The sequence below is a fragment of the Stenotrophomonas sp. YJH_SMC_40 genome (genome assembly GCF_059368615.1).
The window spans coordinates 364081-387278 of sequence record NZ_JCAFRX010000004.1 but is presented as its reverse complement, the minus strand read 5'-3'; the positions used below and the strand labels follow the sequence as shown (position 1 = coordinate 387278).

Here is a 23198-nt window from a genome sequence, read left to right as displayed (position 1 = left end):
TCAATCAGCGCTCTGCACGAACGGCTGCCCTGCCAGGGTAGTGCCCAGCCGCACCGCAATCTGCTGTTCACCCTTCTCGAAGGTCGTCGCGCACTGCTTCCCGCCCTTCTGGCACCCCACTTCCGGAAAGCCCTCCAGCGATTCCGGCGCGCCCTGCGCCGGCTTCACCTGCCATCCCGCAGCATCCAGCAGGCGCTTGGCCTTGGCGTAGGGCATGCCGGCGATGATCCCCAGCTGCGCCAGCTCGGTGGGCAGCGACTGGGCATGGGCGTTTGAAACCAGGACCAACGACAACGTTGCAGCAAGAAGGATGGCTTTCATTGCACCGACCCGGGACGAACTCACAGGGTCAGCCTAGCCCATCTGCGTGGCACGCGAATGTGCCGGTAACACGTCGTTACCGAGTCTCCACAGTTGATTGCAGAGCACGTGCGGCTGGTTACAGCCGAGCGTGGGCTCGGCGCTACAGCAGGATGCAGGAAGGCCACCCGGAGGTGGCCTTCCTGTTCTTTCACTTGGCGTTCTTCACGTAGGTGTCGAACCAGTTCAGCATTTCCGCCACCAGCTGCTCGTTCGATTCCAGCGCGGTGTACCAGTGCGGCTCGTTCGGCAGCATCACCAGGCGGGTGGTACCACCGTTGCCGCGGATCGCCTGGTACAGCTTGCGAGACTGGAACGGCTCGGTGCCCGGGTTGGCGTCGTCCTCGCCGTGGACCAGCAGCAGCGGCAGCTTGATCTTGTCGGCATAGAAGAACGGCGAGGCCTTCAGGTACACGTCCTGCGCCTGCCACACCGAGCGACGCTCGTTCTGGAAGCCGAACGGGGTGAAAGTCTTGTTGTACGAACCGCTGGTCGCCACGCCGGCCTTGAACAGCTTGGTGTGCGCGATCAGGTTGGCGGTCATCAGGCCGCCGTGGCTATGACCGGTCACGCCGATGCGGTTGCGGTCGACCACGCCCATGTCCACGGCCTTGTCCACCGCCGCCTTGGCGTCGGCTTCCAGCTGCTCCAGGTAGGTGTCGTAGGCGCTCTTCGGGTCACCCACGATCGGGAACGAGGCGTTGTCGATGATCGCGTAGCCGGCCAGCAGCATCAGGCGGTACGGCTGCAGACGGGTGAAGGTCTGCTGCGAACCGGACACCTGGCCGGCCTGCGCGGCATTGGCGAAGTCGGCCGGGTACGCATACAGGATCGCCGGTACGCGCTGGCCTTCCTTGTAGCCCGGCGGCGTGTACAGGGTGAACGACAGGTCCACGCCGTCGGCACGCTTGTAGGTCACCAGCTGCTTCTTGATCTGGCGCACTTCCGGGGTCGGGTCGACCAGCTTGGTCAGCGCGGTCGCGGTGGACGCGAACTGCGCCTCGCCGGTCTTCGCATCAGCCACTGCCTCACCCTGCTGCCGGATGAAGGCGTTCGGGGGATCGATCACCGACTGGTGCCAGGTCAGGTAGCGCCCCGGCGTGCTGCTGAAACCGAGGAACTGTTCGTAGGCGTCGGCACTGCTGCGGAACAGACGCTCGCTCTTCAGGGTGCCCAGGTCCAGGCGGTCCAGGAACGGACGGTCGCCTTGCGGCGACGCGCCACGGCCGCTGAGGAACACATGGTTGCCCTCACGGCGCACCACCTGCGCGCCATTCGGCAGGCGGGTAAAGACCAGGTTGCCGGGGTTGCCATACAGCTCGTCGCTGGACATGTCCCACAGCAGGCGGCCTTCCTTCTTCGGCTGGTCCACATCGACGATGCGGGTCTGCATCCAGTGGCGGTTCTCGTCGTTCTCGTACTGGAACGCCAAGGCCGGATCGGCGGTCCACGCGAAGCCCTCAAATCGCTGCGCGGTACGGGTGATTTCGGTCGGCTTGCCGTTGAACGGGGCCTTCAGCATCAGCACGCGGTCGCGGTGCGGCACGTTGACCTTCCAGTCGCCCTTGTCCAGTGCCTCGGCATAGACCAGGGTGGCTGGATCGGTGGCACGCCAGTCGAAGCCACGCGGGCCTTCCGGCACGCCATGCACCGGTACGCGATCGGCCAGCGGCAGGCTGGCAATCGGCGTGGATTTGCCGCTGGCGATGTCCAGCACGGCCACGTCGTTGGCGAAGCGCTGGTAGGTCACCGCATGCGAGTACGGCGCCTTGATCGATTCGGTCAGCACGTGCACGCCATCGGGTGCGGCGCTGACTTCGTTGAACAGCGCCGGCTGCCCGACCGGACGCACGCTGTTGGCGGCGGTATCGACCACGGCCAGCTGCGAGGCACCGTAATAAGCGAACAGCTTCTCGTCATGCACGCTGGTCAGCGTGTCGCGGGCCTCGTAGGTGCTGCTCTCGCCACTGCTGCCCAGCGACTCCTGTGCATCCGGGCCGGTCGGTACGCCGCCGTTGGAAGGTGCCGGGCCCTGGTTGGCCGGTACGAGTTTCACCAGCAGGTTCTGGCTGCCGCCCAGCCACTGCACGGTGTAGCCGAAGATCGGGTTCAGCTGCACATTCGGCACCTGCTTCACCTGCCCGGTGGCCGCATCGCCCACCCACAGCTGCACGCTGGTATCAACCGCATTCTGGAAGGCGAAATGGCTGCCATCGGCCGACCACAGCGCGCCGGTGGCGCAGCCCTGCGGCAGGTTGACCTTGGTTTCCTTGCCGCTGCCGATGTCGACCAGGGTGAAGTCGGCCACGCAGGCCGGAATGCCGTAGCCACCGGGCGTGTCATGGCGGCTGCGGTTCTTCGGCTCCAGGCGCACGCCGGCCAGCTTCAGGTACGGCTGGGCGACGCGGCTGATCGACGGGTAGGTTTGCGCGGTGGTCAGCAGCAGGCGCTGGCCGCCCGGGGCCACGTTCGGCGCCGGCGGCGGCGGTGCCTTCAACACCTTGAGCAGCTGTTCCGGCGGCTTCGCGTAATCGGCAAGCGCCGGGCCAGCGGCCAGCAGGCCGACGGTGGCAACGGCAACCGCCGCTGCCAGAGAGGTTCGACGGATGAGCATCCTTATCCCCTGGGGTGTGAATGGGCGCCCGGAATCGGGCATGGACCCGAATCTAGCACCGCAGGGGTTGTCGTGAATGGGCCGGAAGGACTAGTGGCCGGATGGGGCAAAGTGCGGCTCCGGGAGGTGCCGGGGAACTGCCGGCACCTGCCAGGCATGGCCTGGCACTACTGCTGCGCGTGCAGGTCCCAGGTGGCCAGGTAGTCGGGGTCGACCACGATCATGCCGCTGGTGCGCATGCGGTACTCGCCGGGCTCGGCCGGTTGGTACTGGTCCAGCATCGGTGGCAGGTAGCGCTCGTGGCCATCATTCTCGTCGGCCAGCACCACGCCCTCGTCGGCGCTGATGCGCAGCACCGTGCCGGCGTACTGCTCCAGCCCCTTTACCTGACCGTCGCCGCCATAGCGGGTAACCCCGACCAGTACGACCTTGCCGATCATTTCTTCCGCCTTGGCATCGTCCAAGGTCGGCAGAATGGGAGTGAATTCGTCGCTCATCGGTGCACCTCCGTAGCCTGCAGGACATCGTGGATGAGGTTTCCGCTTCGCAGTGCGCGTCGCTGGCAGCCGAGCAGGTACCCAGCCTGGAGCCTCTGCATCGAGAGTGCCAGTACGCCCATGAACCCAAGGGTTCCTGTAGCAGGATGCTGCCATCGCAGGCGGAAGGGACAGGTGAAGGCCGAAATCGGTCCTCGCCGGTCAGAGGGTTGCGCCTGCACCCACGCTAGAATGCACGCATGCGCACCGTACATGCCCTCCGCTACATCACGCCCTTGCGGGAAGGTGGCTCCCTGCCGGCCGTGGTCGAGACCGACGACGACGGCATGGCCGTGCTGAAGTTCCGTGGCGCCGGCCAGGGCCCGAAAGCGTTGACCGCCGAGCTGATCGCCGGCGAGATGGCACGCACGCTGGGCCTGCCGATTCCGGAAATCCTGTTCGTCGAGCTGGACCGCGAGTTCGCCCGCACCGAGCCCGACCCGGAAATCCAGGAGCTGATCCGCGCCAGCGAGGGCCTGAACCTGGGCCTGGACTATCTGCCCGGCGCGATCAATTACGATCCGGCGGCAATGCCGGTGGATCCAGACCTCGCCTCGCGCATCGTCTGGTTCGATGCGTTCACCAGCAATGTCGATCGCACCACGCGCAACCCGAACCTGATGGTGTGGCATCGAAAGCTGTACCTGATCGATCACGGTGCGGCCATGTACTTCCATCACGACTGGGCCAACGCCGGCGATGCGTGCGAAAAGCCGTTCGTGCTGATCCGCGACCATGTGCTGCTGTCGTTCGCCAGTCGCATCGCCGAGGTGGATGCCGAGCTGGCCGCGCGCCTGACCGATGCCGAGATCGAACGCATCGTCGGCCTGGTGCCGGACAGCTGGCTGGTCAACGAGCCGGCGTTCGACAGCCCCCAAGCCTACCGCCAGGGTTACATCGATTATCTCAAGCACCGCCTGAAAGTGCGTGCGGTGTTCGTGCAGGAGGCCATCCGTGCCCACGCTGCACACGTATGACTATGCGGTCATCCGCGTGGTACCGCGGGTGGAACGCGAGGAGTTCATCAACGTCGGGGTGATCGTCTCCTGCCCTGGCGCGCGCCATCTGGAAGCGGCCATCGAGATCGATCCTGCGCGCCTGCGTGCCTTCGCGCCGGCGTTGGACCAGGAGGCGCTGCAACCATGGCTGGATGCGATCGTGGCCATCTGCCGCGGCGACGCCAGCGCCGGGCCGATCGCGCAACTGCCCGCGCGTGCCCGCTTCCACTTCCTTACCGCCAAGCGCAGCTCGATCGTGCAGATGTCGAGCACGCATGTGGGCCGCACGGCCGACCCGGCGGGTGTGGTGGAACACTTGATGACGAAGATGGTGCGGGTGCCGACACCTAACGCGTAGCGGCGACTGGTAGAGTCGACTGTTAGTCGATTAACGCACGCAGTGCGGGCTCTTCGGCGGCATTGATTAAGGCAGTCGACTAACAGTCGACTCTACCGGGTCGACTCTACCGGGTCGACTCTGCCCGGCCGACTCTGCCCGGTCGGTTCCATCACCAAGCGCGTTCGCCTGCCGACTCAAGCTCGCTCAACGGCCAGCGGCACCATCCGTACGGATGGTCACCGATCTGCGCGGCAAGACCGGCTCGAACTGGATTTGCCAGAATGTAGCAAGCGTGCCTGTGCAGCGACGCGTCACTGCGGATCGCATGATCGTGATAACCCGCCTGCCAGATTGCACCCTGGCTCCCTCGCCGCCGGTTGATTAGAAAGCTGCTGCGCGCCTTGAAGCGCTGCACGCAGTAGCCCAGCGAATGGCCACGTAGTTGAGCCAGCCAGTGGATGTGATCCGGCATGATCACCCAGGCAAACGATGCAGTCAGGCCTTCCCGATCCATCGATCCGAGGAGCTGCATGGCAAGGTCGGCATTGGCAGGGCTATCGAAAACACGATGGCGGTTCCGGCACACCATGGTGATGGTGTAGACGTTGCCGACTATGGATCGGCGGCCGGCAAGCAGTTGAGGGCTGGGCATGAGTTCGAGAATGCCCGCCAGGATGGATGCTCGACATCGGTTCACTGCCAACGTCAGGATCAGGGATCATCTCGATGCAGCGTCCGGGGATGTGGAGTCGGCTCTACCCGGCCGGTTTTACCCCGTCGGCCTATCTGGGCAACGCAAACGCCATCACGTAATCGCCGTTCGGGGTTTCCATGAAATGGTGGCCGCCGGCCATGATCACCACGTACTGGCGCCCGCCCTGCTCGTACACCATCGGGTTGGCCTGGCCGCCGGCAGGCAGCTTGGCGTGCCAAAGCTCCTTGCCGGTCTTCAGGTCGATGGCGCGCAGCAGGTCATCGGTGGCGGCGGCGATGAAGATCAGGCCGCTGGCGGTCACTACCGAACCGCCGTTGTTCGGCGTGCCGATCTCGATCGGCAGGCCGGAACGGATGCCGAACGGTCCGTTGCCGCGCGCACTGCCAAACGGACGGTCCCACAGCAGTTTGCCGGTGCGCAGGTCGATGGCACGGATACCGCCATAGGGCGGCTGCTTGCACAGCAGGCCAGTGAACGGCAGCCGCCAGCCGGCGTTGACCTGGATGGCGTAGGGCGTACCCACCTGCGGGTCGCCCGCGCCTTCGGCACCGCCCTTCTCGAACCAGACCTTCTCGCGCGGCAGCCAGCCCAGCCGGTCGGCCTCCGCGCGTGGCACCAGCCGGTTGTAGTTGGGCATGTCGTTGTAGTTGGCCACGATCACGCCGCGGCGCGTATCGATGGACACGCTGCCCCAGTCCGAGCCGCCGTTGTAGCCGGGGTACTCGATGGAATGTCGCTCGCTGCTCGGCGGCGTGTAGAACCCTTCGTAGTACGCCTTGCGGAACTGGATGCGGCAGACCAGCTGGTCAATCGGGGTGATGCCCCACATGTCACGCTCGGTCAGGTCATGTTCGCGGCGCAGCGTGTGGTACAGCGAAAACAGCTGGGTGGGAGAACGCTGCTCGGGTTCGACGCCGCCGACCGGCACCTTGCGCTCTTCGGCGGCAGTCAGGAGCTGGCCGTTGCGGCGATCGAGGATGTACATGTCACCTTGCTTGGTCGGCAGCAGGATCGCCGGCACCTTGCCCGCCGCCGTCGGGTAGTCGATCAGGCTGGCCTGCGAACCCAGGTCGTAGTCCCACACATCCTTGCGCACCGCCTGGAAATGCCAGACCGGCTTGCCGGTGGCCACGTCGATCGCCACCAGCGAGGTCGCATAGCGGTTCTGGTTCTCCGTGCGCGAGCCACTCCAGTAATCGCCCGCGGCATTGCCCAGCGGCAGGTAGACCAGGCCCAGCGCCTCATCACCGGTGGCGGTGGTCCACATGTTGGGCGTGCCCCGCGTGTAGGTCTGCTCGCGCGGCGGCAGACCGCTGCGCTCGGGCTGGTCCATGTCCCACGCCCAGCGCAGCTTGCCGGTGATGGCGTCGTACGCCTGGATCACGCCCGACGGCGCATCGCGGCGCTGCCCGTCCAGCACCTGGTGGCCGGTCACGATCACGCCGCGCACGATGGCCGGCGGCGAGTTGATCGACACGTAGCCCGGTGGCACCTCGCCCATGCCCAGGGTGATGTCGACCTGGCCGTTGTTGCCGAAGTTGGCGCAGGGGCGGCCGCTGTCCGCGTCCACCGCGATGATGCGACCGTCCAGCGTGCCTTCGATGATGCGCGCCCAGCACGCCGGTCGACTGCCCGGTGCAGCGCTGCGGGTGACGCTGGGAGGCGGTTCCGGCAACGCCAGATCAGCGGCAACATCGGCCAATGCCGCGTCGGCAAGGGTCGGCGTGCTGGGCTGTTCGTAATAACTCACACCACGACAGGCAGCGGTATAGGGAATCGAGGCATCCTTCACCTTTGGATCGAACCGCCACAGTTCCTTGCCGCTGCCAGCATCAAGCGCGATCAGGCGGTTGCGCGCGGTGCACAGGTACAGCCGATCGCCGATCTTCAGCGGCGTGGTTTCCGCGCCCCAGCGCTTCTTCGGCATATCGCCGGTACGGAACTGCCAGGCCGGCTGCAGCGTGGCCACATTGGCCGGGGTGATCTGCTGCAGTGGCGAATAGCGGGTACCCGCATTGCTGCGGCCCCACGCCGGCCAGTCGCCCTCGGCGGGCTGGTCAGCCGGCTGCAGGCCCGTGGTATCGCGCGTAGGTTCCAGTCCGGCGCTGACCGCGCCTTCCGGGAACGGCTGATGCCCATCCACTTCACCATGCGGCGCGAAAGCCAGGCCGAAGGCGGCCACGAACACCAGCATCAGCACGCCCGCCACGCTGCGCGACAGGCGTTTTGAAACCGGCTCGCGCAGTGTCGGCGCCAGCAGCGCCAGCACGATGCCGAGCGCAGTCACCAGCCCGAGCCGCGGTACCCAGCGCCAGTAGTCGCTGCCCGATTCCCACCAGGTCCATAGCAGCGTGCCGACGAACACCAGCGCATACAGCAGCGCGCCGCTGCGGCGGTTGCCGAACAACAGGATTCCGCTGGCCAGCAGGCCGAGCCCGGCGATGGCGTAGTACGCCGAGCCACCCAGGCTGAGCAGCCACCCACCGAGGCCACCGATGACCAGGCCGAGCACGACCAGCAGCAGCGACAGCACGGTGACGAGGGGATGCCGGGAGGCGCGGACGGGAGCAGGAGCGGACTGCGGCGTGGCGGACATCGTCGATCTCCGGGGGCAGCATGCGCCGTTATCCCACCGCCTGCGTGAAGCGCGCGCGTATGCGTGGCACCCGGATACGACGACGCCGGCACAGGGCCGGCGTCGTCGGGTACCTCAGGCTCGCGGCAGGATCACTCCTGCGCGGCGTCCTCGCTGCTGGCAGCAGCCGGTGCGCCGTCGGTCGTGGCCGGGGCGGCGGCAGCCACCTCGTCCTCGTCCTCGTCGATCGAGGCATCCATGCGCTCCACCGCCTGCAGCTTCTCGTCCTTGGAGAGGCGGATCAGGGTCACGCCCTGCGTGTTGCGGCCGACGCGGCTGATTTCCGAGCCACGCGTACGCACCAGGGTGCCACCATCGGAGATCAGCAGGACTTCGTCGCTGGAGCCCATCAGCACCGCGGCGACCAGCTTGCCATTGCGCTCGGTGGTCTGGATGCCGATCACGCCCTGGGTGCCACGGCCCTTGCGCGGATAGTCCGGCAGCGGGGTGCGCTTGCCATAGCCGTTCTCGGTGGCGGTCAGGATGTACTGAACGCTGGCGTCGTCGGCGCCTTCGATCACCGCATCGCCATTGCCGACGGCTTCCTCGACACCGCTGTCGTCCTCGTTCTCGTCCTCGATGCCACCGGCACTTTCGGCCACGATCAGGCTGACCACTTCCTCGCCGGCCGGCATCTTGATGCCCCGCACGCCGGTGGCGGTACGGCCCATCGAGCGGACCTTGTCCTCGCCGAAGCGCACGGTCTTGCCGTTGGAAGCGAACAGCAGGATGTCGCGCTGGCCGTCGGTCAGGCCGACGCCGACCAGCGCGTCGCCCTCGTCCAGGTTGATCGCGATCTTGCCGCGCGCCAGACGGAAGGCGAACTCACCCAGCGGGGTCTTCTTGACCGTACCGTTCTTGGTGGCGAAGAACACGAACTGGCCATCGGCGTAATCGCGCACCGGCAGTACGGCCTGCACGCGTTCACCCGGTTCCAGCGGGATCCAGTTGATGATCGGACGGCCGCGGGCGTTGGAGCCCGCTTCCGGCAGCTGGTAGACCGGCAGCCAGAACACCTTGCCCGAACTGGTGAAGGTCAGCAGCGTGTCATGCGTGTTGACCAGCCACAGCTGCTCGATGAAATCCTCTTCCTTGGTCGCCGCCGCACTACGGCCACGACCACCACGGCGCTGCGCGCGGTACACGCTCACCGGCTGGCGCTTCACGTAACCGGCATGCGACACGGTGACCACCACGTCTTCCGGCGCGATCAGGTCGAGGATGTCCAGGTCTTCTTCGCTGTGGCGGATCTCGGTACGACGCTCGTCGCCGAATTCGGCCTTCACACTGACCAGCTCTTCGCGGATCACCTGCAGCAGGCGGTCGGGATCTTCCAGGATGTGGATCAGCCCGGCGATCACTTCCAGCAGCTGCTTGTACTCATCGGTCAGGCGGTCCTGCTCCAGCCCGGTCAGGCGGTGCAGGCGCATTTCCAGGATCTGGGTGGCCTGGATCTCGGTCAGCTGGTAGCCGCCCTCGATCAGGCCCACGCCCTTGGGCAGGTCTTCCGGGCGCGAGGCTTCGGCGCCGGCGGCACCCAGCATCGCACCGACCAGGCCCGGCTCCCACACGCGGGCCAGCATGCGCTCGCGTGCTTCGTTCGGGTTCGGCGAGGTCTTGATCAGTTCGATCATCTCGTCGATGTTGGCCAGCGCGACGGTCAGGCCTTCCAGCACGTGGGCACGGGCGCGCGCCTTGCGCAGCTCGAACACGGTACGGCGGGTGACCACTTCGCGACGGTGGCGGACGAACGCCTCCAGCATCTGCTTGAGGTTCATCAACTGCGGGCGGCCATCGACCAGCGCCACCATGTTGATGCCGAACACCGATTCCATCTGCGTCTGCTGGTACAGGTTGTTCAGCACAACCTCGGCAGATTCACCGCGCTTGATCTCGATGTAGATGCGCATGCCGTCCTTGTCGGACTCATCGCGCAGCTCGCTGATGCCTTCGATCTTCTTTTCCTTGACCAGCTCGGCGATCTTCTCGATCAGACGCGCCTTGTTCACCTGGTAAGGAATTTCAGTGACGATGATCGATTCGCGGCCGTTGTCGGCCACTTCGATATCGGCCTTGGCACGGATGCGCACGCGGCCACGGCCGGTGCGGTAGCCGGCGACGATGCCGGCGGTGCCGTTGATGATGCCGGCGGTCGGGAAATCCGGGCCCGGGATGTACTCCATCAGGCCGTCAACGTCGATTTCCGGGTTGTCGATCAGCGCGATGCAGGCGTTGATCGATTCGCTCAGGTTGTGCGGCGGGATGTTGGTCGCCATGCCCACCGCGATACCGGCCGAACCGTTGACCAGCAGGTTCGGGAACCGGGTCGGCATGACCGTCGGCTCCAGTTCCTTCTCGTCGTAGTTGGGCTGGAAATCGACGGTTTCCTTGTCGATGTCCGCCATCAGCTCATGCGCCAGACGCGACATGCGCGCTTCGGTGTATCGCATTGCCGCGGCGGAGTCGCCATCGATGGAGCCGAAGTTACCCTGGCCATCGACCAGCATGTAACGCAGCGAGAACGGCTGTGCCAGGCGCACCAGCGTGTCGTATACCGACTGATCGCCATGCGGGTGGTACTTACCGATGACGTCACCGACGATACGCGCCGACTTGAAGTAGGGCTTGTTGCTGTGCGCGTTGAGTTCATTCATCGCGAACAGCACGCGGCGATGCACCGGCTTGAGGCCGTCGCGCGCATCCGGGAGCGCGCGGCCCACGATCACGCTCATGGCGTAATCGAGGTAGCTCTTGCGCATCTCGTCTTCCAGGTTGACCTGGATGATTTCCTTGGCGGTTTCTGCCATTCGGGTTCCGTTGTCTGGTAGCGGTCCAGTCCGGCGCAGCCCCCTGCGGGAGGGGGTCGTGCCGGAACCTCGATTCAACCTGCGGATATTACCACAACAGGCCGTTTTCCGCCTCCCTTTACGGGTATTTTACCTGCACAAATCAGGAACTTAGGGGGTTGCCGGCCCGCGGCCGGCACCACCGGGGGGCGGAGGTCACGCGGCCCCTCCCCGCGCGTCAGCCGCCGAAGGCGGCGCGCATGTTCTCCGGGGTCGGGTTCAGGATCACGCCGCGCTCGGTCACGATGGCATCGATCAGCTCACCCGGGGTGACGTCGAATACCGGGTTCCAGGCAGCGATGCCCTCTGCCACCGTGCGGGTGCCGCCCACGCCGTACAGCTCGCCCGGATCGCGCTGCTCGATCTCGATCTGGCTGCCGTCCACGGTCTCCATGTCCACCGTCGAGGACGGCGCCACGACCATGAACTTCACGCCGTGATGGCGGGCGGCGATGGCCAGCTGGTAGGTCCCGATCTTGTTGGCGGTATCGCCGTTGGCGCAGATGCGGTCGGCACCGACGATCACCCACTGCACAGCACCGGTCTTCATCAGGTGCGAGGCGGCCGAATCGGCGATCAGCGTGGCGTCAATGCCATCCTGCTGCAGCTCCCACACGGTCAGGCGCGCGCCCTGCAGCCACGGACGGGTCTCGCCAGCGAACACGCGGGCAATGCGGTGCTGGGCCATGCCGGCGCGGATCACGCCCAGCGCGGTGCCGAAGCCGGCGGTGGCCAGTGAGCCGGTGTTGCAGTGGGTCAGCACGCCGCTGCCGGCTTCGATCAGGCCTGCGCCCAGCGCGCCCATGTGGCGATTGGCGGCCAGGTCTTCCTCCGCGATGGCCTGCGCTTCGGCCTCCAGCTTCGCCTTCCAGTCAGCACCGGCGGCATTCAGGCAACGGCGCATGCGCGCCAGCGCCCAGGCCAGATTGACGGCGGTCGGACGCGAAGCGTTCAGACGCTGCAGCGCCGGTTCCAGCTGCTGCAGCGCGTGCGCACCGTCTGCGGCCTGCACGTCACGTGCGGCCAGCACCACGCCCCAGGCGGCGGCGATGCCGATGGCCGGCGCACCGCGCACGGTCAACGCGTGGATGGCCGCAGCCACTTCGTCGCTGTCATGGCAGACCACATGCTCGACCACGAACGGCAGCTTGCGCTGGTCCAGCAGTTGCAGGGCATCGCCGGTCCACAGGATCGGACGGATATGGTCGTAACGGGCGTAGTCGATGTCGGAGGCAGTGTTCATGGGCCCATTGTAGGGCCACGCCCCCCGGGGTTGGAGCTCGCCCGGCTCAATTCACCGAGAACTCGGCGCGGCAGCCACCGTCCACCCAGATGCCGTTGCGGCTCCAGCCCCAGGTACTGCCTTCCTCGCACGGCGTGCTGGACAGCTGCTCGGAGACGGCGGCACCGACCGAGATGCTGGCGCCGCAGAAACGGCGCTTCTTCGACTTCGATTCACAGGTCAGCCGGCGTGGTACGTCAACGAATCGGCCGTCCTCGTCAGCCACTTCGAAATCCCCCTGGCAACCGCGGCTGGTCCAGACTTCATTGCGCTTGTAGCCCCAGCCCTGCCCTTCGCGGCATGGCAGCGCCGACAGTTGGCGCAGCAGGCGTACTGGCGCGCCATCCAGGCGCACCGGGCAGCTCTGCGGGCGACCATTGGATTCACAACGCACCACGCGACGGACCAGGCGCTTGCCCTCGCTGGCTACCGGCGCGGCACCCGCAGCGCGGCGTGCGCGGAACTCGGCGCGGCAGCCCAGCGTGACCCACACGCCACTGCGGTCGGTACCCCATTCGCTGCCACGGATGCAGCTACTGTTGGAAAGCTGGCGCACCAGGTCGACGCCGTTGCTGACATCGATATCGCAATGCACCCAGCCCATGTCGCGTGATTCGCAGGTCACCACTTCACCGTCGTAGCCGGCCTGCTGGGCAGATGCCGATGACGGCAGCCAGGCACCCCAGAGCGCGATGGAGTAAACCGGTGCAGCGACAACCGCAAACCACTTGACCAAAGCCTTCCCCCAGCAGGAATGGATGAACTGCGTGCCAGTGTCCGGCATCTGCCGTGATAAAAGCATCATCCTGCTTACCGAAGCAAGCGCGGAATCGCGGAATTCCGTTCAGTCTTTGACGTTCAGGAACGCACGTCGCTCATGCGTGGGCAAAGTCGTAGGCCAGCACGTCGGCAATGCGCGTCGTGCGGTTCATCGCCATCAGGAGGCGATCGACCCCCACCGCCACGCCCGCGCACGCCGGCATCGATGGCAGCGCGGCCAGCAGCGCCTCGTCCAGCGCCGGCTGCACCTGGCCACGTTCATGTCGTCGCTGCAGGTCACGCTGGAAGCGCGCGCGCTGCTCGTGGGCGTCGTTCAGTTCGTGATAGCCGTTGGCCAGCTCCACCGCGCCCAGGTACAACTCGAAACGCTCGGCCAGGGGTGGTGTACCGGCACGGATGCGCGCAAGCGCCGCCTGGCTGGACGGCCAGTCATGGACCACGGTCATGACGGTGTCATCAAACTGCGGCTGGATGCGATGGGTCATCAACAGGTCCAGCCAGTCGTCGCGGGTCAAACCGACCGGATCGATGTGCACATCACCCAGCGTGGCCCGCAATGCAGCCTCATCGGCCTTGAACGGGTCAACGCCCACATGCTGCTGGAACAGCTCGCGGTAGCTCAGCACGCGCAGGGTCGCACTGCGCCCGACCAGCGCCAGCGCCTGGCCGACCAGCTCGGCGGTCTCCTGCACCAGGCGATGATGATCCCAGCCAACCCGGTACCACTCCAGCATGGTGAATTCCGGGTTGTGGCGGCCGCCCGCCTCGCCATTGCGGAACACCCGGCCCAGTTCGTAACAGTCACCCACGCCCGCCGCCAACAGGCGCTTGAGCGGATACTCCGGCGAGGTGCGCAGCCAGCGGCGGCGTCCGCCGGCATCGACATGGCCGGTGAAATCGGTATGGAAGCTGTCGATGTTCGGCTCGGTGTTGCCGGCCACCGACAGGATCGGCGTTTCCACTTCCAGCACATCGCGTTCGGCGAAGAAGCGGCGCACCAGCGCATTGAGCGCGGCGCGCTGCTGCAGCGCGCGCAGCAGGGCCTCGCTCACAGGATGCCCTCCGGGCGCGGGTGGTCCAGCGGCAGGGTCAGCAGATCGCGGGTGTCATCGATGTAACCGCTCGCCAGATAGAGGCGACGGGCCAGCTCGTTGTGGTGGTTCACTTCCAGGCGCAGGCGGCTTACGCCGCGGCCCCGTGCCCGCTGTTCGCAGATGGCCAGCGCCTGCTTGCCGCGGCCGCGACCACGCGCACGATGGCTCAGGTACAACTCGTCCAGCAGCATGAAGTGGCCGCCCTGCTCCAGGCTGAAGCCCATCGCGATCACTGCATAGCCGACCACCTCGGCCGCCTCGTCCAGCCACAGCAGCACTTCGCCGTTGCGTGGGTCGGCCAGCAGCGCATCCACGCCGCGACGCACGCGCGCGTCGTCGAAGTCGATCCTGTCTTCGGCATAGAACTCGCGCATCAACGCGATCAACAGTTCTTCGTCGGCACGGGTGGCCAGGCGGAAATCCAGTGGGGCAGTCTGCATCGGTGTTCCTTTGTGCTTCATGCCGGGTGCCGGGCACCCGGCGGCGTCATCATTCGTGTTCGGCAAGATAGGCCAGCAGGCGGTCCTCATCCCACACCGGCACGCCCAGCGACTGTGCCTTGTCCAGCTTGGAGCCGGCCTCGGTACCGGCCACCACGAAGCTGGTCTTCTTCGACACACTGCCGGAGACCTTGGCACCCAGCGCTTCCAGGCGTTCCTTGGCGGCATCGCGGGTGAGCTGGGCCAGGGTGCCGGTCAGCACCACGGTCTGCCCATCCAGCGGACCCGCCACGATCTCGGCCAGCGCCGGCGCCTTGGCCAGGATCTCCCGCATCGCGTTCTCGGCGACCAACAGCATCGCACCGTGGCCATCAGCGTCCAGCCATTCGGCCAGACCGCGCGCGGTGTCATCGGGCAGACCGGCGTTGACGAACTGGCCATGCTCGGCATCGAGCACCGCCTGTGCGCCGGGAAGCGCAGCCACCAGCTTTTCGGCGCGCAGGCGGGTGATGCCGGGGATCTCCGACTCGACCAGCAACTGCGCCAGATCCAGCCCTTCGCGCAGCTTGGCACTGGGCGCATGCACATCGGCGATGCGCACCTGGCCGACCTGCAGCAGGTCATCGATGGCCTGCTGGTTGCCCTGCTGCTCGAAGAAGTGGCCAAGCGAACGCGCCACTTCGCCACCGATGTCCGGCACACGCTTGAACAACGGCCACGGCAGGTGGCGGATCAGCTCCAGGTCACCGAACCACTGCGCCAGCGCCTTGGCCGTGCTCTCGCCCACATGCTCGATGCCGAGCGCGAACAGCAGGCGCTCCAGCGTGGCCGCACGACTGGCGTCGATCGCTGCGATCAGGTTGTCGGCCCACTTGGTGGCGATCTTCTTCGTGTTCCATTCGAAGCTGGCCGGCTGCGCCAGCGCCTGCGCGCGCCAGCCCGGATCGTTGCCGTCCAGCTTGAGCACCGCATTGAGCACCGCACCACTGCCCTCGGCGGGAAGGTGCAGCTTCAGCGCCGCTGCCAGCGCCGACGGCTCCTCGGCGTCCAGCACCAGCTTCAAGTGCAGCAGCGTATCGCGGCTGAGCCGGTACAGGTCGGCCACGCTCTTGACGATGCCCGCGTCGACCAGGGTTTCGATGTACTTGTCGCCGAGACCGTCGATGTCCATGGCACGGCGCGAAGCGAAATGGGCAATGGCTTCCTTGCGCTGCGCCGGGCAGGACAGTTCGCCCGAACAACGCCACGCCGCCGCCCCCTCCTCACGCACGATCTCCGAGCCGCACACCGGGCAGCGCGTCGGCATCTGCCACGGCGTGGTGCCCTGCGGGCGGCGGTCGAGAATGACGCTGACCACCTCGGGAATCACGTCGCCAGCGCGGCGCACGATCACGCTGTCGCCAACGCGCACATCGAGGCGCGCGATCTGGTCGGCGTTGTGCAGGGTGGCGTTGGACACGATCACGCCAGCCACAGCCACCGGCGCCAGTCGCGCGACCGGCGTGGCAGCACCGGTGCGGCCGATCTGGATCTCGATCGCCTCCACCGTGGTGCTCTGTTCCTGCGCAGGGAACTTGTGCGCGATGGCCCAGCGCGGCGCACGGGAGACGAAGCCCATCGCCTGCTGACCCGCCCGGTCATCCAGCTTGTAGACCACGCCATCGATATCAAACGGCAGGCCGTCGCGGCGTTCACCGATAGTGCGGTAGTAACCGAGCAGGCCGTCGGTGCCCTCCACCACTTTGCACAGCTCACTGACCGGGAAGCCCCAGGCGCCGAGCTGGGCCAGGGTGCCCGAATGGGTGTCCGGCAGCTCGCCGCCCTGCACTTCGCCGGTGCCGTAGGCGAAGAAACTCAGCCTGCGCTGCGCACTGATCTTCGGGTCGAGCTGGCGCAGCGAACCGGCCGCCGCGTTGCGCGGATTGGCCAGCACCTTGCCGCCCTGCAGGCGCGCACGTTCGTTGTAGGCCTCGAAGTCGGCGCGGGCCATGTAGACCTCGCCGCGCACCTCCAGCACGTCCGGCCAGTCCTTGCCGTGCAGGCGCTTGGGAATGTCACCGATTTCGCGCAGGTTGGCGGTCACGTCCTCGCCGGTACTGCCATCGCCACGGGTCGCGCCAAGCACGAAATGACCATCCTCGTAGCGCAGGCTGATCGCCAGGCCGTCCATCTTCGGCTCGGCCGAGAACCGCAGGCTGCGACGCCCCAGGCGCTCATCGATGCGACGCACGAAATCGGCCACTTCCTCGTCGCTGAAGGCATTGGACAGCGACAACATCGGTACCGCGTGGCGCACTTCCGGGAAGCGGCCAGAGGGGCGCGCACCGACCTGCTGGGTCGGGCTGTCGGCACGGGCCAGTTCCGGGTGCTCGCGCTCCAGCGCTTCCAGCTCGCGCACCATCCGGTCGTAGTCGACGTCGGGGATCTCCGGCGCGTCCAGCTCGTGGTAGGCGCGGTTGGCCTGGGCGATCTGCCGGCGAAGGTCTTCGGCGCGTTCGGCGGGGCTGGGGCTCATCGGGATCCGGTGGTTCTGGGATGGCCGGGGATTCTACCGCGCCCAGCCGTCAGGCCCTGTAACGCCGCCGCCTTTGCAGCGTCGAGCGTGCTCGACGGGCACTCCCCGCTCCGGCAGGTGCCAACCTTCTCCCTCGTTCCGGCAGGTGCCAACCTTGGTTGGCACATCTGCATGGCTCGACGCCACAAAAAGCAGCTTGCCGCCCACCCTCACCGGCGCTAGCGTGCGACGGTCTGCCCTTCGGAATCCTGCCCGTGCCCCTGCCCGCTTCCCGTCGACGCTTCCTGCAACTGGCCGGTGCCGGCCTCGCCGTCGCCGGCAGCGGGCTGCCGCAACTCGGCCATGCCCAACCCGCGACTGCCGCCGCCCCCGCCCCCGCCGAGGGCGCGGTACTGCTGAACTTCAACGAATGCCCCTACGGCCCCTCGGCCGCAGCCCAGCAGGCGGCACGCGACAGCATCGCCGGTTGCGGCCGCTACCGTTTCGCACTGGCCGGTCAGGTGCGCGACGCCTTCATCGAACAGGCCCACATTCCGGCTGATCACGTGCGGCTTTATCCGGGCTCCAGCGAACCGCTGAACCGAGCCGCCGTGCTGTGGACCGGCCCGCAGGCGGGACTGGTAGTCGCCGACCCGACGTTCGAGACGCTGGGCGAGGTCGCCGCCGCACACGGCGCATACGTGCAGAAGGTGCCGCTGCGCAACGATGGCGCACATGACCTGCGCGCGATGGTGGCCGCCGCACACGCGCGCTCGACCGGCCTGCTGTATGTGTGCAACCCGAACAACCCGACCGGCTCGATCAGCCCGCCGGATGAGCTCGCCTGGCTGCTGGCCCACAAGCCTGCGTCCACCCGCGTACTGGTCGACGAGGCCTACCTGCAGTACAGCGAGCAGCCGAGCCTGATCGCGCAGGTGGCGCAGCGCGATGACCTGATCGTGTTGCGCACGTTCTCCAAACTGTATGGCATGGCCGGCCTGCGCCTGGGCGTGGCGGCCGCGCATCCCGACCGCCTGCGCGAACTGGCCAGCCTGGGCGACAACCCGCTACCCGTGCCAGCACTGGCCGCGGCACTGGCCAGCCTGCAGGATCCTCAGTTGATCGCGCAGCGGCGCCTGCAGAATGCCAAGGTGCGGCAGGCCACCGTCGGGTGGCTGGGCAAGCGTGGTTTCAGCTGCGTGCCGTCGGAAGCGAACTGCTTCGTGGTGGATGTGCAGCGCGACGGTGCCGCCTTTGCCAAGGCCATGGCAGACAACGGCGTGATCATCGGCCGCAGCTGGCCGATCTGGCCACAGCGCGTGCGCGTGACCGTCGGCACCGAAGATGAAATGGCCGCGTTCCGCAGGGCATTTGCCAAGGTCGCCGGCGTACCGGCCTGACCCTGTTGGTGGGGGCGAACCTTGGTTCGCCCCATCCACGCATGGCGTGGATCTACTGTTATGGGTGCCGACCGTTGGTCGGCACACCATGGCGCTCACCAGCGCGGGGTCTTGGTCAGCGGCGGCGCCTGGTGCTGGCGATCATAGGCACGCAGTTCGTCACGGATGTGCGCGATGCGCTGCCGGCCGAGAGCGTTGCGGCTGTCGTCCAGCACCACGCCGTCGAGCAGCTCGGCCATGCGCTGCACGGTGGGCAGCATCTTCTCCCAGGCATCCAGCGCGGTCAGCGGCGCCGGCAGGGTCAGGAAGAAGGCGATGGCCGGGGTCTCCATGGCGCGGATGTTGGCCATGTCGAAGCTGCCCGGCTTCATGATGCTGGCCATCGAGAAGATCGGGCCGCGCTCGGGGTGGCCTTCCACCAGTCGGTGGAACACGTTCATGTGGCCGAACACCAGGCCGGTCTTCTCCGCCGCCACCACGATGTCTTCGCCACGCAGCTGTTCGCCGGCGCGAGCGGCCACGAACAGCGACACGATCTTGTCGAAGTCCTGGGTGGCGCGCTTGCCAAGGTCGCTGGCCGCGCCGGCGTCGGTGTCGGCCAGGCCAAGCTCGGCCTGCTCGCCTTCCGAGCCCATGCCCGGCTCTACGCGGCCATCGGCCACAGTGACGCCATCATCGCCCAGCACCGGCTCGCGACGCTCGCCGCCGGTCGGTTCCGCGCTTTCCACGCGACGCCCCTGGGGCTTCTTCTTCGGACGGCCAAACAGGAAGATCGCAGCGATCAACAGCAGGCCGGCGGCCAGGATGCCGATGCGCAACAGTGCCGTGTCGGACATTCGATAGGTTCTCCGGCTAGTTCATTCAGGTAATTAGGATGGCACGTCAGGCCGCGCCCGCCAATCGTGCGGCTTCTTCCAGGTCCACGCTGACCAGGCGGCTGACACCCGGTTCGCGCATGGTCACGCCCGACAGCTGGTGCGCAGCCTCCATCGTCGCCTTGTTGTGGCTGACGAACAGGAACTGCACCTTCTCGCTCATTTCCTTGACCATGTTGGCCAGGCGACCGACGTTGGCTTCATCCAGCGGTGCGTCCACCTCGTCCAGCAGGCAGAACGGTGCCGGATTCAACTGGAAGATGGCGAACACCAGCGCTACTGCGGTCATCGCCTTTTCGCCGCCGGACAGCAGCGAGATGCTGGACACGCGCTTGCCCGGTGGGCGCGCCATGATGGTCACGCCGGTGTCGAGCAGGTCTTCACCGGTCAATTCCAGGTAGGCGTGGCCGCCACCGAACAGGCGCGGGTACAGCGCCTGCACGCCGGCGTTGACACGGTCGAAAGTGTCCTTGAAGCGGCCGCGGGTCTCGCGGTCGATCTTGCGGATGGCATCTTCCAGGGTTTCCAGCGCTGTGGTCAGGTCGGCGTGCTGCGAATCCAGGTAGTCCGAGCGCTGCGAGGCCTCGCCATACTCGTGGATCGCGGCCAGGTTGACCGGCTCCAGCCGGCGCATGCGGCCATCGATCTGGTGCACGGCCTGCTCCCAGTCGCCCAGGCGGGCGTCCTCGGGCAGTGCATTGAGCACGTCCTGCAGCACGAAACCAGCCTTTTCCACCGCCGCCTGCAGGGTATCCGCGCTGAGCACCAGCGCCTGCTGGTCAAGCTTGCGCTGCGAAATACGCTCACGCTGGGCCAATGCCTGTTCGTCGCGCTGGTGGCGGGTCTGCTCGTAGTTGCGCAGCTCGGCGTCGATGCCGTCCAGCATCGTTCGCGCCTCGGTCAGCACGCGATCAGCGCGCACGCGCTCTTCCAGCGCATTCTGGTGCTCGGCCTGCAGCGCTTCGACCGGCGAATCCCCTTCGTCCAGCTGCGAATGCAGCTCGCCCAGGCGCGAATCCAGCTGCCCGCGCTGGGTGCCCATGCGCTCCAGCGCCTGGCTCAACGAGGCCAGCTGCGCACGCTGCGATTCCAGGGTCAGGGCCAGCGAGTGCGCGCGCTCGCGTACCGCACGGGCGGCGTCGCGAGCCAGGTCGCGCGCCTCGGTCAACTGGCGGCGCTCGCCCTCCAGCCGTTGCCGGGTCGATTCCAGGTCGCCCATGCTGCTGACCGCGTTCTCCAACCGCGAGCGCGCTTCACGCGCTTGTTCGTTGTTGGCTTCAATGGTTTCCTGCAGCTGCTTCAGCTCGCCTTCGATGCGATCGATGCGCGTGCGCGCTGCCTCCACCTTGCCCTGCTGGCCCTGCAGCTGGCCGGCCAGTTCGGACACCGCACGATGGGCCTGGTACAGCGCGCGCTGCGCGTCTTCGCGCTGCTGTTCGGCAGCCTGCAGCTGCTCTCGGAAGCCGGCCAGCTGTTCTTCCAGTTCGGCCTCGCGGTCCTGCAGCTGCTCGATCTGCTCACGCAGTTCCTGGATCTCACGTTCGCGCAGCAGCGCGCCCTGCGCGGCGGCACCGGAGCGCGATACGCGCAGCCAGCCCTGGCCCAGGCGCTCGCCACTCTGGGTGATGATCGAATCGCCTTCCGGAAGGCTGGCCTGCAGCACCTTGGCCTCGGACAGATCCCTGGCACCGTGCAGGTGCGCCAGCAGGCGCCGGATCGCTGCCGGGCCACGCACGCGTGCAGCCAGCGAGGTCGGCGCGACCTTCAGGTCCGCGCCATCGTTGGCGACCAGCGCAATGTGGCCCTCGCCCAGTTCGCCCAGCGCGTCGACCAAGCTGGCCGGGTCATCGACCAGCACGCCTTCGATCAACTGGCCGAGCGCGCTTTCCACCGCGTTTTCCCAACCGGCATCGACATCCAGGCGTTCGCCGACACGCGCCGCCGAGTCCAGCCCACGCGCCTTCAGCCAGGCCACGGCAGCACCCTGCTCCTGGCCCAGCGCGGCCTGCTGCAGGGTTTCCAGCGAAGCCAGGCGACCGCGCAGGCCATTGGCCTGCTTGCGCAGTTCGGCCAGTTCGTTCTGGCCATTGCGCTGCTGTTCCTGCACCGCCGCCACGCCCTGCTTGCGCAGCTCGACGTCTTCGCTCAGTTCATCCAGCGCGGTCTTCTGCGTGTCGTGCTGCAGGTGCAGCTGCTCGAAGGCTTCTTCCAGCGCATCCACGTCCAGCCCGGCGCGCTCGGCGGCCAGGGCTTCACGACGCCGGTCGGCATCGAGGATCTGCTTGTCCAGGTAGTCCACGCGCGTGCGCTCGACGTCGCCGGCGCGCGAGGCTTCCGAACTCTGCGAGGTGTGCTGTTCCCAACGCTGCTGCCAGCTGGCCAGCCGGTCTTCAGCCTCGCGCAGGCTTTCCTGCTTTATCTCGTTTTCTTCCTGCAGTTCTTCCAGCTGCGGGGTGGCGGCCTCTACCGACTCCCGCAGCACCCTCAGCTTGGCCTCGTCGCCACTGATGTGCTGCCCCAGTTCGGCCAGGGCCTGCTGGGTTTCGTCGCGCGCCTTGTGCAGGCGCTGCGACAGCTCGCGCTGGTGCTGGATCTGCTGCTCCAGGCGGGCCAGCGTGCTGCCGACCTGATAGACCGCCGCCTGCGCGGTGTTGAGCGCATCGGCGGCCTCTTCGCGACGCACTCGCGAGGTTTCGATGCGGGCCTCTGCGTCGCGCTGATCGGCGATCAGCTGCTGCAGCTTGGTCTCTTCCTGCGAGAGGCCTTCGCGCAGCTTCGACAGGCGCCCATCGAGGCCACGGAATTCCAGCGCCTTCCACTCGGCATCCTTGATCCGGCGCTCTTCCTGCAGGGCCTGGTACTGCTCGGCCTGCTTGGCCTGGCGCTTGAGGTGTTCGAGCTGCTTGCTGATCTCGTCGCGCAGGTCACCCAGCCGGTCCAGGTTCTCACGGGTGTGGCGGATGCGGGTCTCGGTCTCCTTGCGGCGCTCCTTGTACTTGGAGATGCCGGCTGCCTCTTCCAGGTACACGCGCAGGTCTTCCGGGCGCGCCTCGATGATCTGGCTGATCATGCCCTGCTCGATGATCGAGTAGCTGCGCGGGCCCAGACCGGTGCCGAGGAACAGATCGGTGATGTCGCGGCGACGGCACTTGGTGCCGTTGAGGTAATAGTTGCTGGTGCCGTCGCGGCTGACCGTGCGCTTGACCGAGATCTCGTTGAACGAGGCGTACTCACCGGAAATCGTGTGGTCGGAGTTGTCGAAGATCAGCTCGACCGTGGCCTGCGACACCGGCTTGCGGGCATTGGACCCGGAGAAGATCACGTCGGTCAGCGAGTCGCCACGCAGGCGGCTGGCCGAACTCTCGCCCATGACCCAGCGCACGGCGTCGATGATGTTCGACTTGCCGCAGCCATTGGGCCCCACCACGCCGGTCATGTTGGTCGGCAGGTGCAGGGTGGTCGGATCGACGAACGACTTGAAGCCGGAGAGCTTGATCGTGGAAAGACGCATGGCGTGATTGGGTTCCAACAGGCGCCCCGGGGGCGTCCGCATTGTGGATGTCAGGTCAGCCAGCACCTCAAGCCATTGATTTCAAAAGAATTCAATGAAGCCAAGGGTGACACAATGGAATGAGTATAACGGCGCGAATGTTCCACGGGCGGGATGACCGGCCGAGAATGCCCATACACGCACTCCCTTTCACGTTTGAATGTCGCCTCAGGACCGTGAAGCCCCCTCAATCCGAAACCAAATATTTGATTTTAAAGTACATTTCAAGGATCAGCCTA

General features: G+C 66.7%; 16 protein-coding genes. 3 read left to right on the top strand and 13 right to left on the bottom strand.

Annotated features, from left to right (window positions below; translation table 11 throughout):
- The 3 genes from AC5P6X_RS10125 to AC5P6X_RS10115 all read right to left on the bottom strand — a co-directional run bounded on the left by AC5P6X_RS10125 (position 1) and on the right by AC5P6X_RS10115 (position 3471).
- The gene (locus tag AC5P6X_RS10125) at positions 1 to 321 is read right to left on the bottom strand and encodes a hypothetical protein (RefSeq protein WP_049449017.1); all 321 of its coding nucleotides are present in this window, start codon (positions 319 to 321) and stop codon (positions 1 to 3) included.
- Between the two features lie 190 nt (positions 322 to 511).
- Positions 512 to 2974 (bottom strand): S9 family peptidase, encoded by a 2463-nt coding sequence (locus tag AC5P6X_RS10120; RefSeq protein ID WP_049449015.1) that lies wholly within the window; start codon positions 2972 to 2974, stop codon positions 512 to 514.
- A 167-nt stretch (positions 2975 to 3141) separates the two neighbouring features.
- Positions 3142 to 3471, bottom strand: a complete 330-nt coding sequence (locus tag AC5P6X_RS10115) for a hypothetical protein (RefSeq protein ID WP_005413891.1) — start codon at positions 3469 to 3471, stop codon at positions 3142 to 3144.
- A gap of 239 nt (positions 3472 to 3710) precedes the next feature.
- Between AC5P6X_RS10115 and AC5P6X_RS10110 the strand changes: the two genes are divergently transcribed.
- A complete protein-coding gene (locus AC5P6X_RS10110) occupies positions 3711 to 4487 on the top strand; it encodes a HipA family kinase (RefSeq protein ID WP_108270217.1) in 777 nt (258 codons plus the stop codon).
- Positions 4465 to 4866, top strand: coding sequence for a DUF3037 domain-containing protein (locus AC5P6X_RS10105; RefSeq protein ID WP_108270218.1), 402 nt, complete (start codon positions 4465 to 4467; stop codon positions 4864 to 4866). Before AC5P6X_RS10110 ends, AC5P6X_RS10105 begins: the two co-directional genes overlap by 23 nt.
- Positions 4867 to 5017: 151 nt before the next feature.
- Here AC5P6X_RS10105 and AC5P6X_RS10100 read toward each other — a convergent pair whose 3' ends face one another.
- The 8 genes from AC5P6X_RS10100 to ligA form a co-directional block, all read right to left on the bottom strand.
- Positions 5018 to 5500 carry an REP-associated tyrosine transposase gene (locus tag AC5P6X_RS10100; RefSeq protein WP_024957222.1) on the bottom strand — a complete coding sequence of 161 codons (483 nt, stop codon included), beginning with the start codon at positions 5498 to 5500 and terminating at the stop codon, positions 5018 to 5020.
- A 130-nt stretch (positions 5501 to 5630) separates the two neighbouring features.
- Positions 5631 to 8159 (bottom strand): membrane-bound PQQ-dependent dehydrogenase, glucose/quinate/shikimate family, encoded by a 2529-nt coding sequence (locus AC5P6X_RS10095; protein ID WP_088436573.1) that lies wholly within the window; start codon positions 8157 to 8159, stop codon positions 5631 to 5633.
- Positions 8160 to 8290: 131 nt separating this feature from the next.
- The gene (gyrA, locus tag AC5P6X_RS10090; RefSeq protein WP_088436572.1) at positions 8291 to 11005 is read right to left on the bottom strand and encodes a DNA gyrase subunit A; all 2715 of its coding nucleotides are present in this window, start codon (positions 11003 to 11005) and stop codon (positions 8291 to 8293) included.
- A gap of 217 nt (positions 11006 to 11222) precedes the next feature.
- Positions 11223 to 12287 (bottom strand): S-methyl-5-thioribose-1-phosphate isomerase, encoded by a 1065-nt coding sequence (gene mtnA, locus AC5P6X_RS10085; RefSeq protein WP_005413901.1) that lies wholly within the window; start codon positions 12285 to 12287, stop codon positions 11223 to 11225.
- A gap of 46 nt (positions 12288 to 12333) precedes the next feature.
- A complete protein-coding gene (locus AC5P6X_RS10080; RefSeq protein ID WP_005413902.1) occupies positions 12334 to 13062 on the bottom strand; it encodes a DUF3011 domain-containing protein in 729 nt (242 codons plus the stop codon).
- A gap of 139 nt (positions 13063 to 13201) precedes the next feature.
- A complete protein-coding gene (gene epmA, locus AC5P6X_RS10075) occupies positions 13202 to 14158 on the bottom strand; it encodes an EF-P lysine aminoacylase EpmA (RefSeq protein ID WP_049449005.1) in 957 nt (318 codons plus the stop codon).
- The gene (locus tag AC5P6X_RS10070) at positions 14155 to 14640 is read right to left on the bottom strand and encodes a GNAT family N-acetyltransferase (protein ID WP_005413904.1); all 486 of its coding nucleotides are present in this window, start codon (positions 14638 to 14640) and stop codon (positions 14155 to 14157) included. The genes epmA and AC5P6X_RS10070 overlap by 4 nt, the downstream gene beginning before the upstream one ends.
- Before the next feature lie 49 nt (positions 14641 to 14689).
- Complete coding sequence (gene ligA, locus AC5P6X_RS10065) at positions 14690 to 17161, bottom strand: NAD-dependent DNA ligase LigA (RefSeq protein ID WP_171039725.1); 2472 nt, start codon at positions 17159 to 17161, stop codon at positions 14690 to 14692.
- A 248-nt stretch (positions 17162 to 17409) separates the two neighbouring features.
- On the opposite strand from ligA, the gene AC5P6X_RS10060 reads away from it, so the two are divergent.
- Entirely contained in the window at positions 17410 to 18534 is a 1125-nt protein-coding gene (locus AC5P6X_RS10060; RefSeq protein WP_099605151.1) for a pyridoxal phosphate-dependent aminotransferase, read from the top strand.
- Between the two features lie 95 nt (positions 18535 to 18629).
- Here the strand turns inward: AC5P6X_RS10060 and zipA are convergent, their stop codons facing one another.
- Both zipA and smc read right to left on the bottom strand, forming a co-directional pair.
- Entirely contained in the window at positions 18630 to 19370 is a 741-nt protein-coding gene (zipA, locus tag AC5P6X_RS10055) for a cell division protein ZipA (protein ID WP_005410225.1), read from the bottom strand.
- 46 nt (positions 19371 to 19416) lie between these two features.
- Positions 19417 to 22920, bottom strand: coding sequence for a chromosome segregation protein SMC (gene smc / locus AC5P6X_RS10050; RefSeq protein WP_088436568.1), 3504 nt, complete (start codon positions 22918 to 22920; stop codon positions 19417 to 19419).
- Between the last annotated feature and the right edge of the window lie 278 nt (positions 22921 to 23198).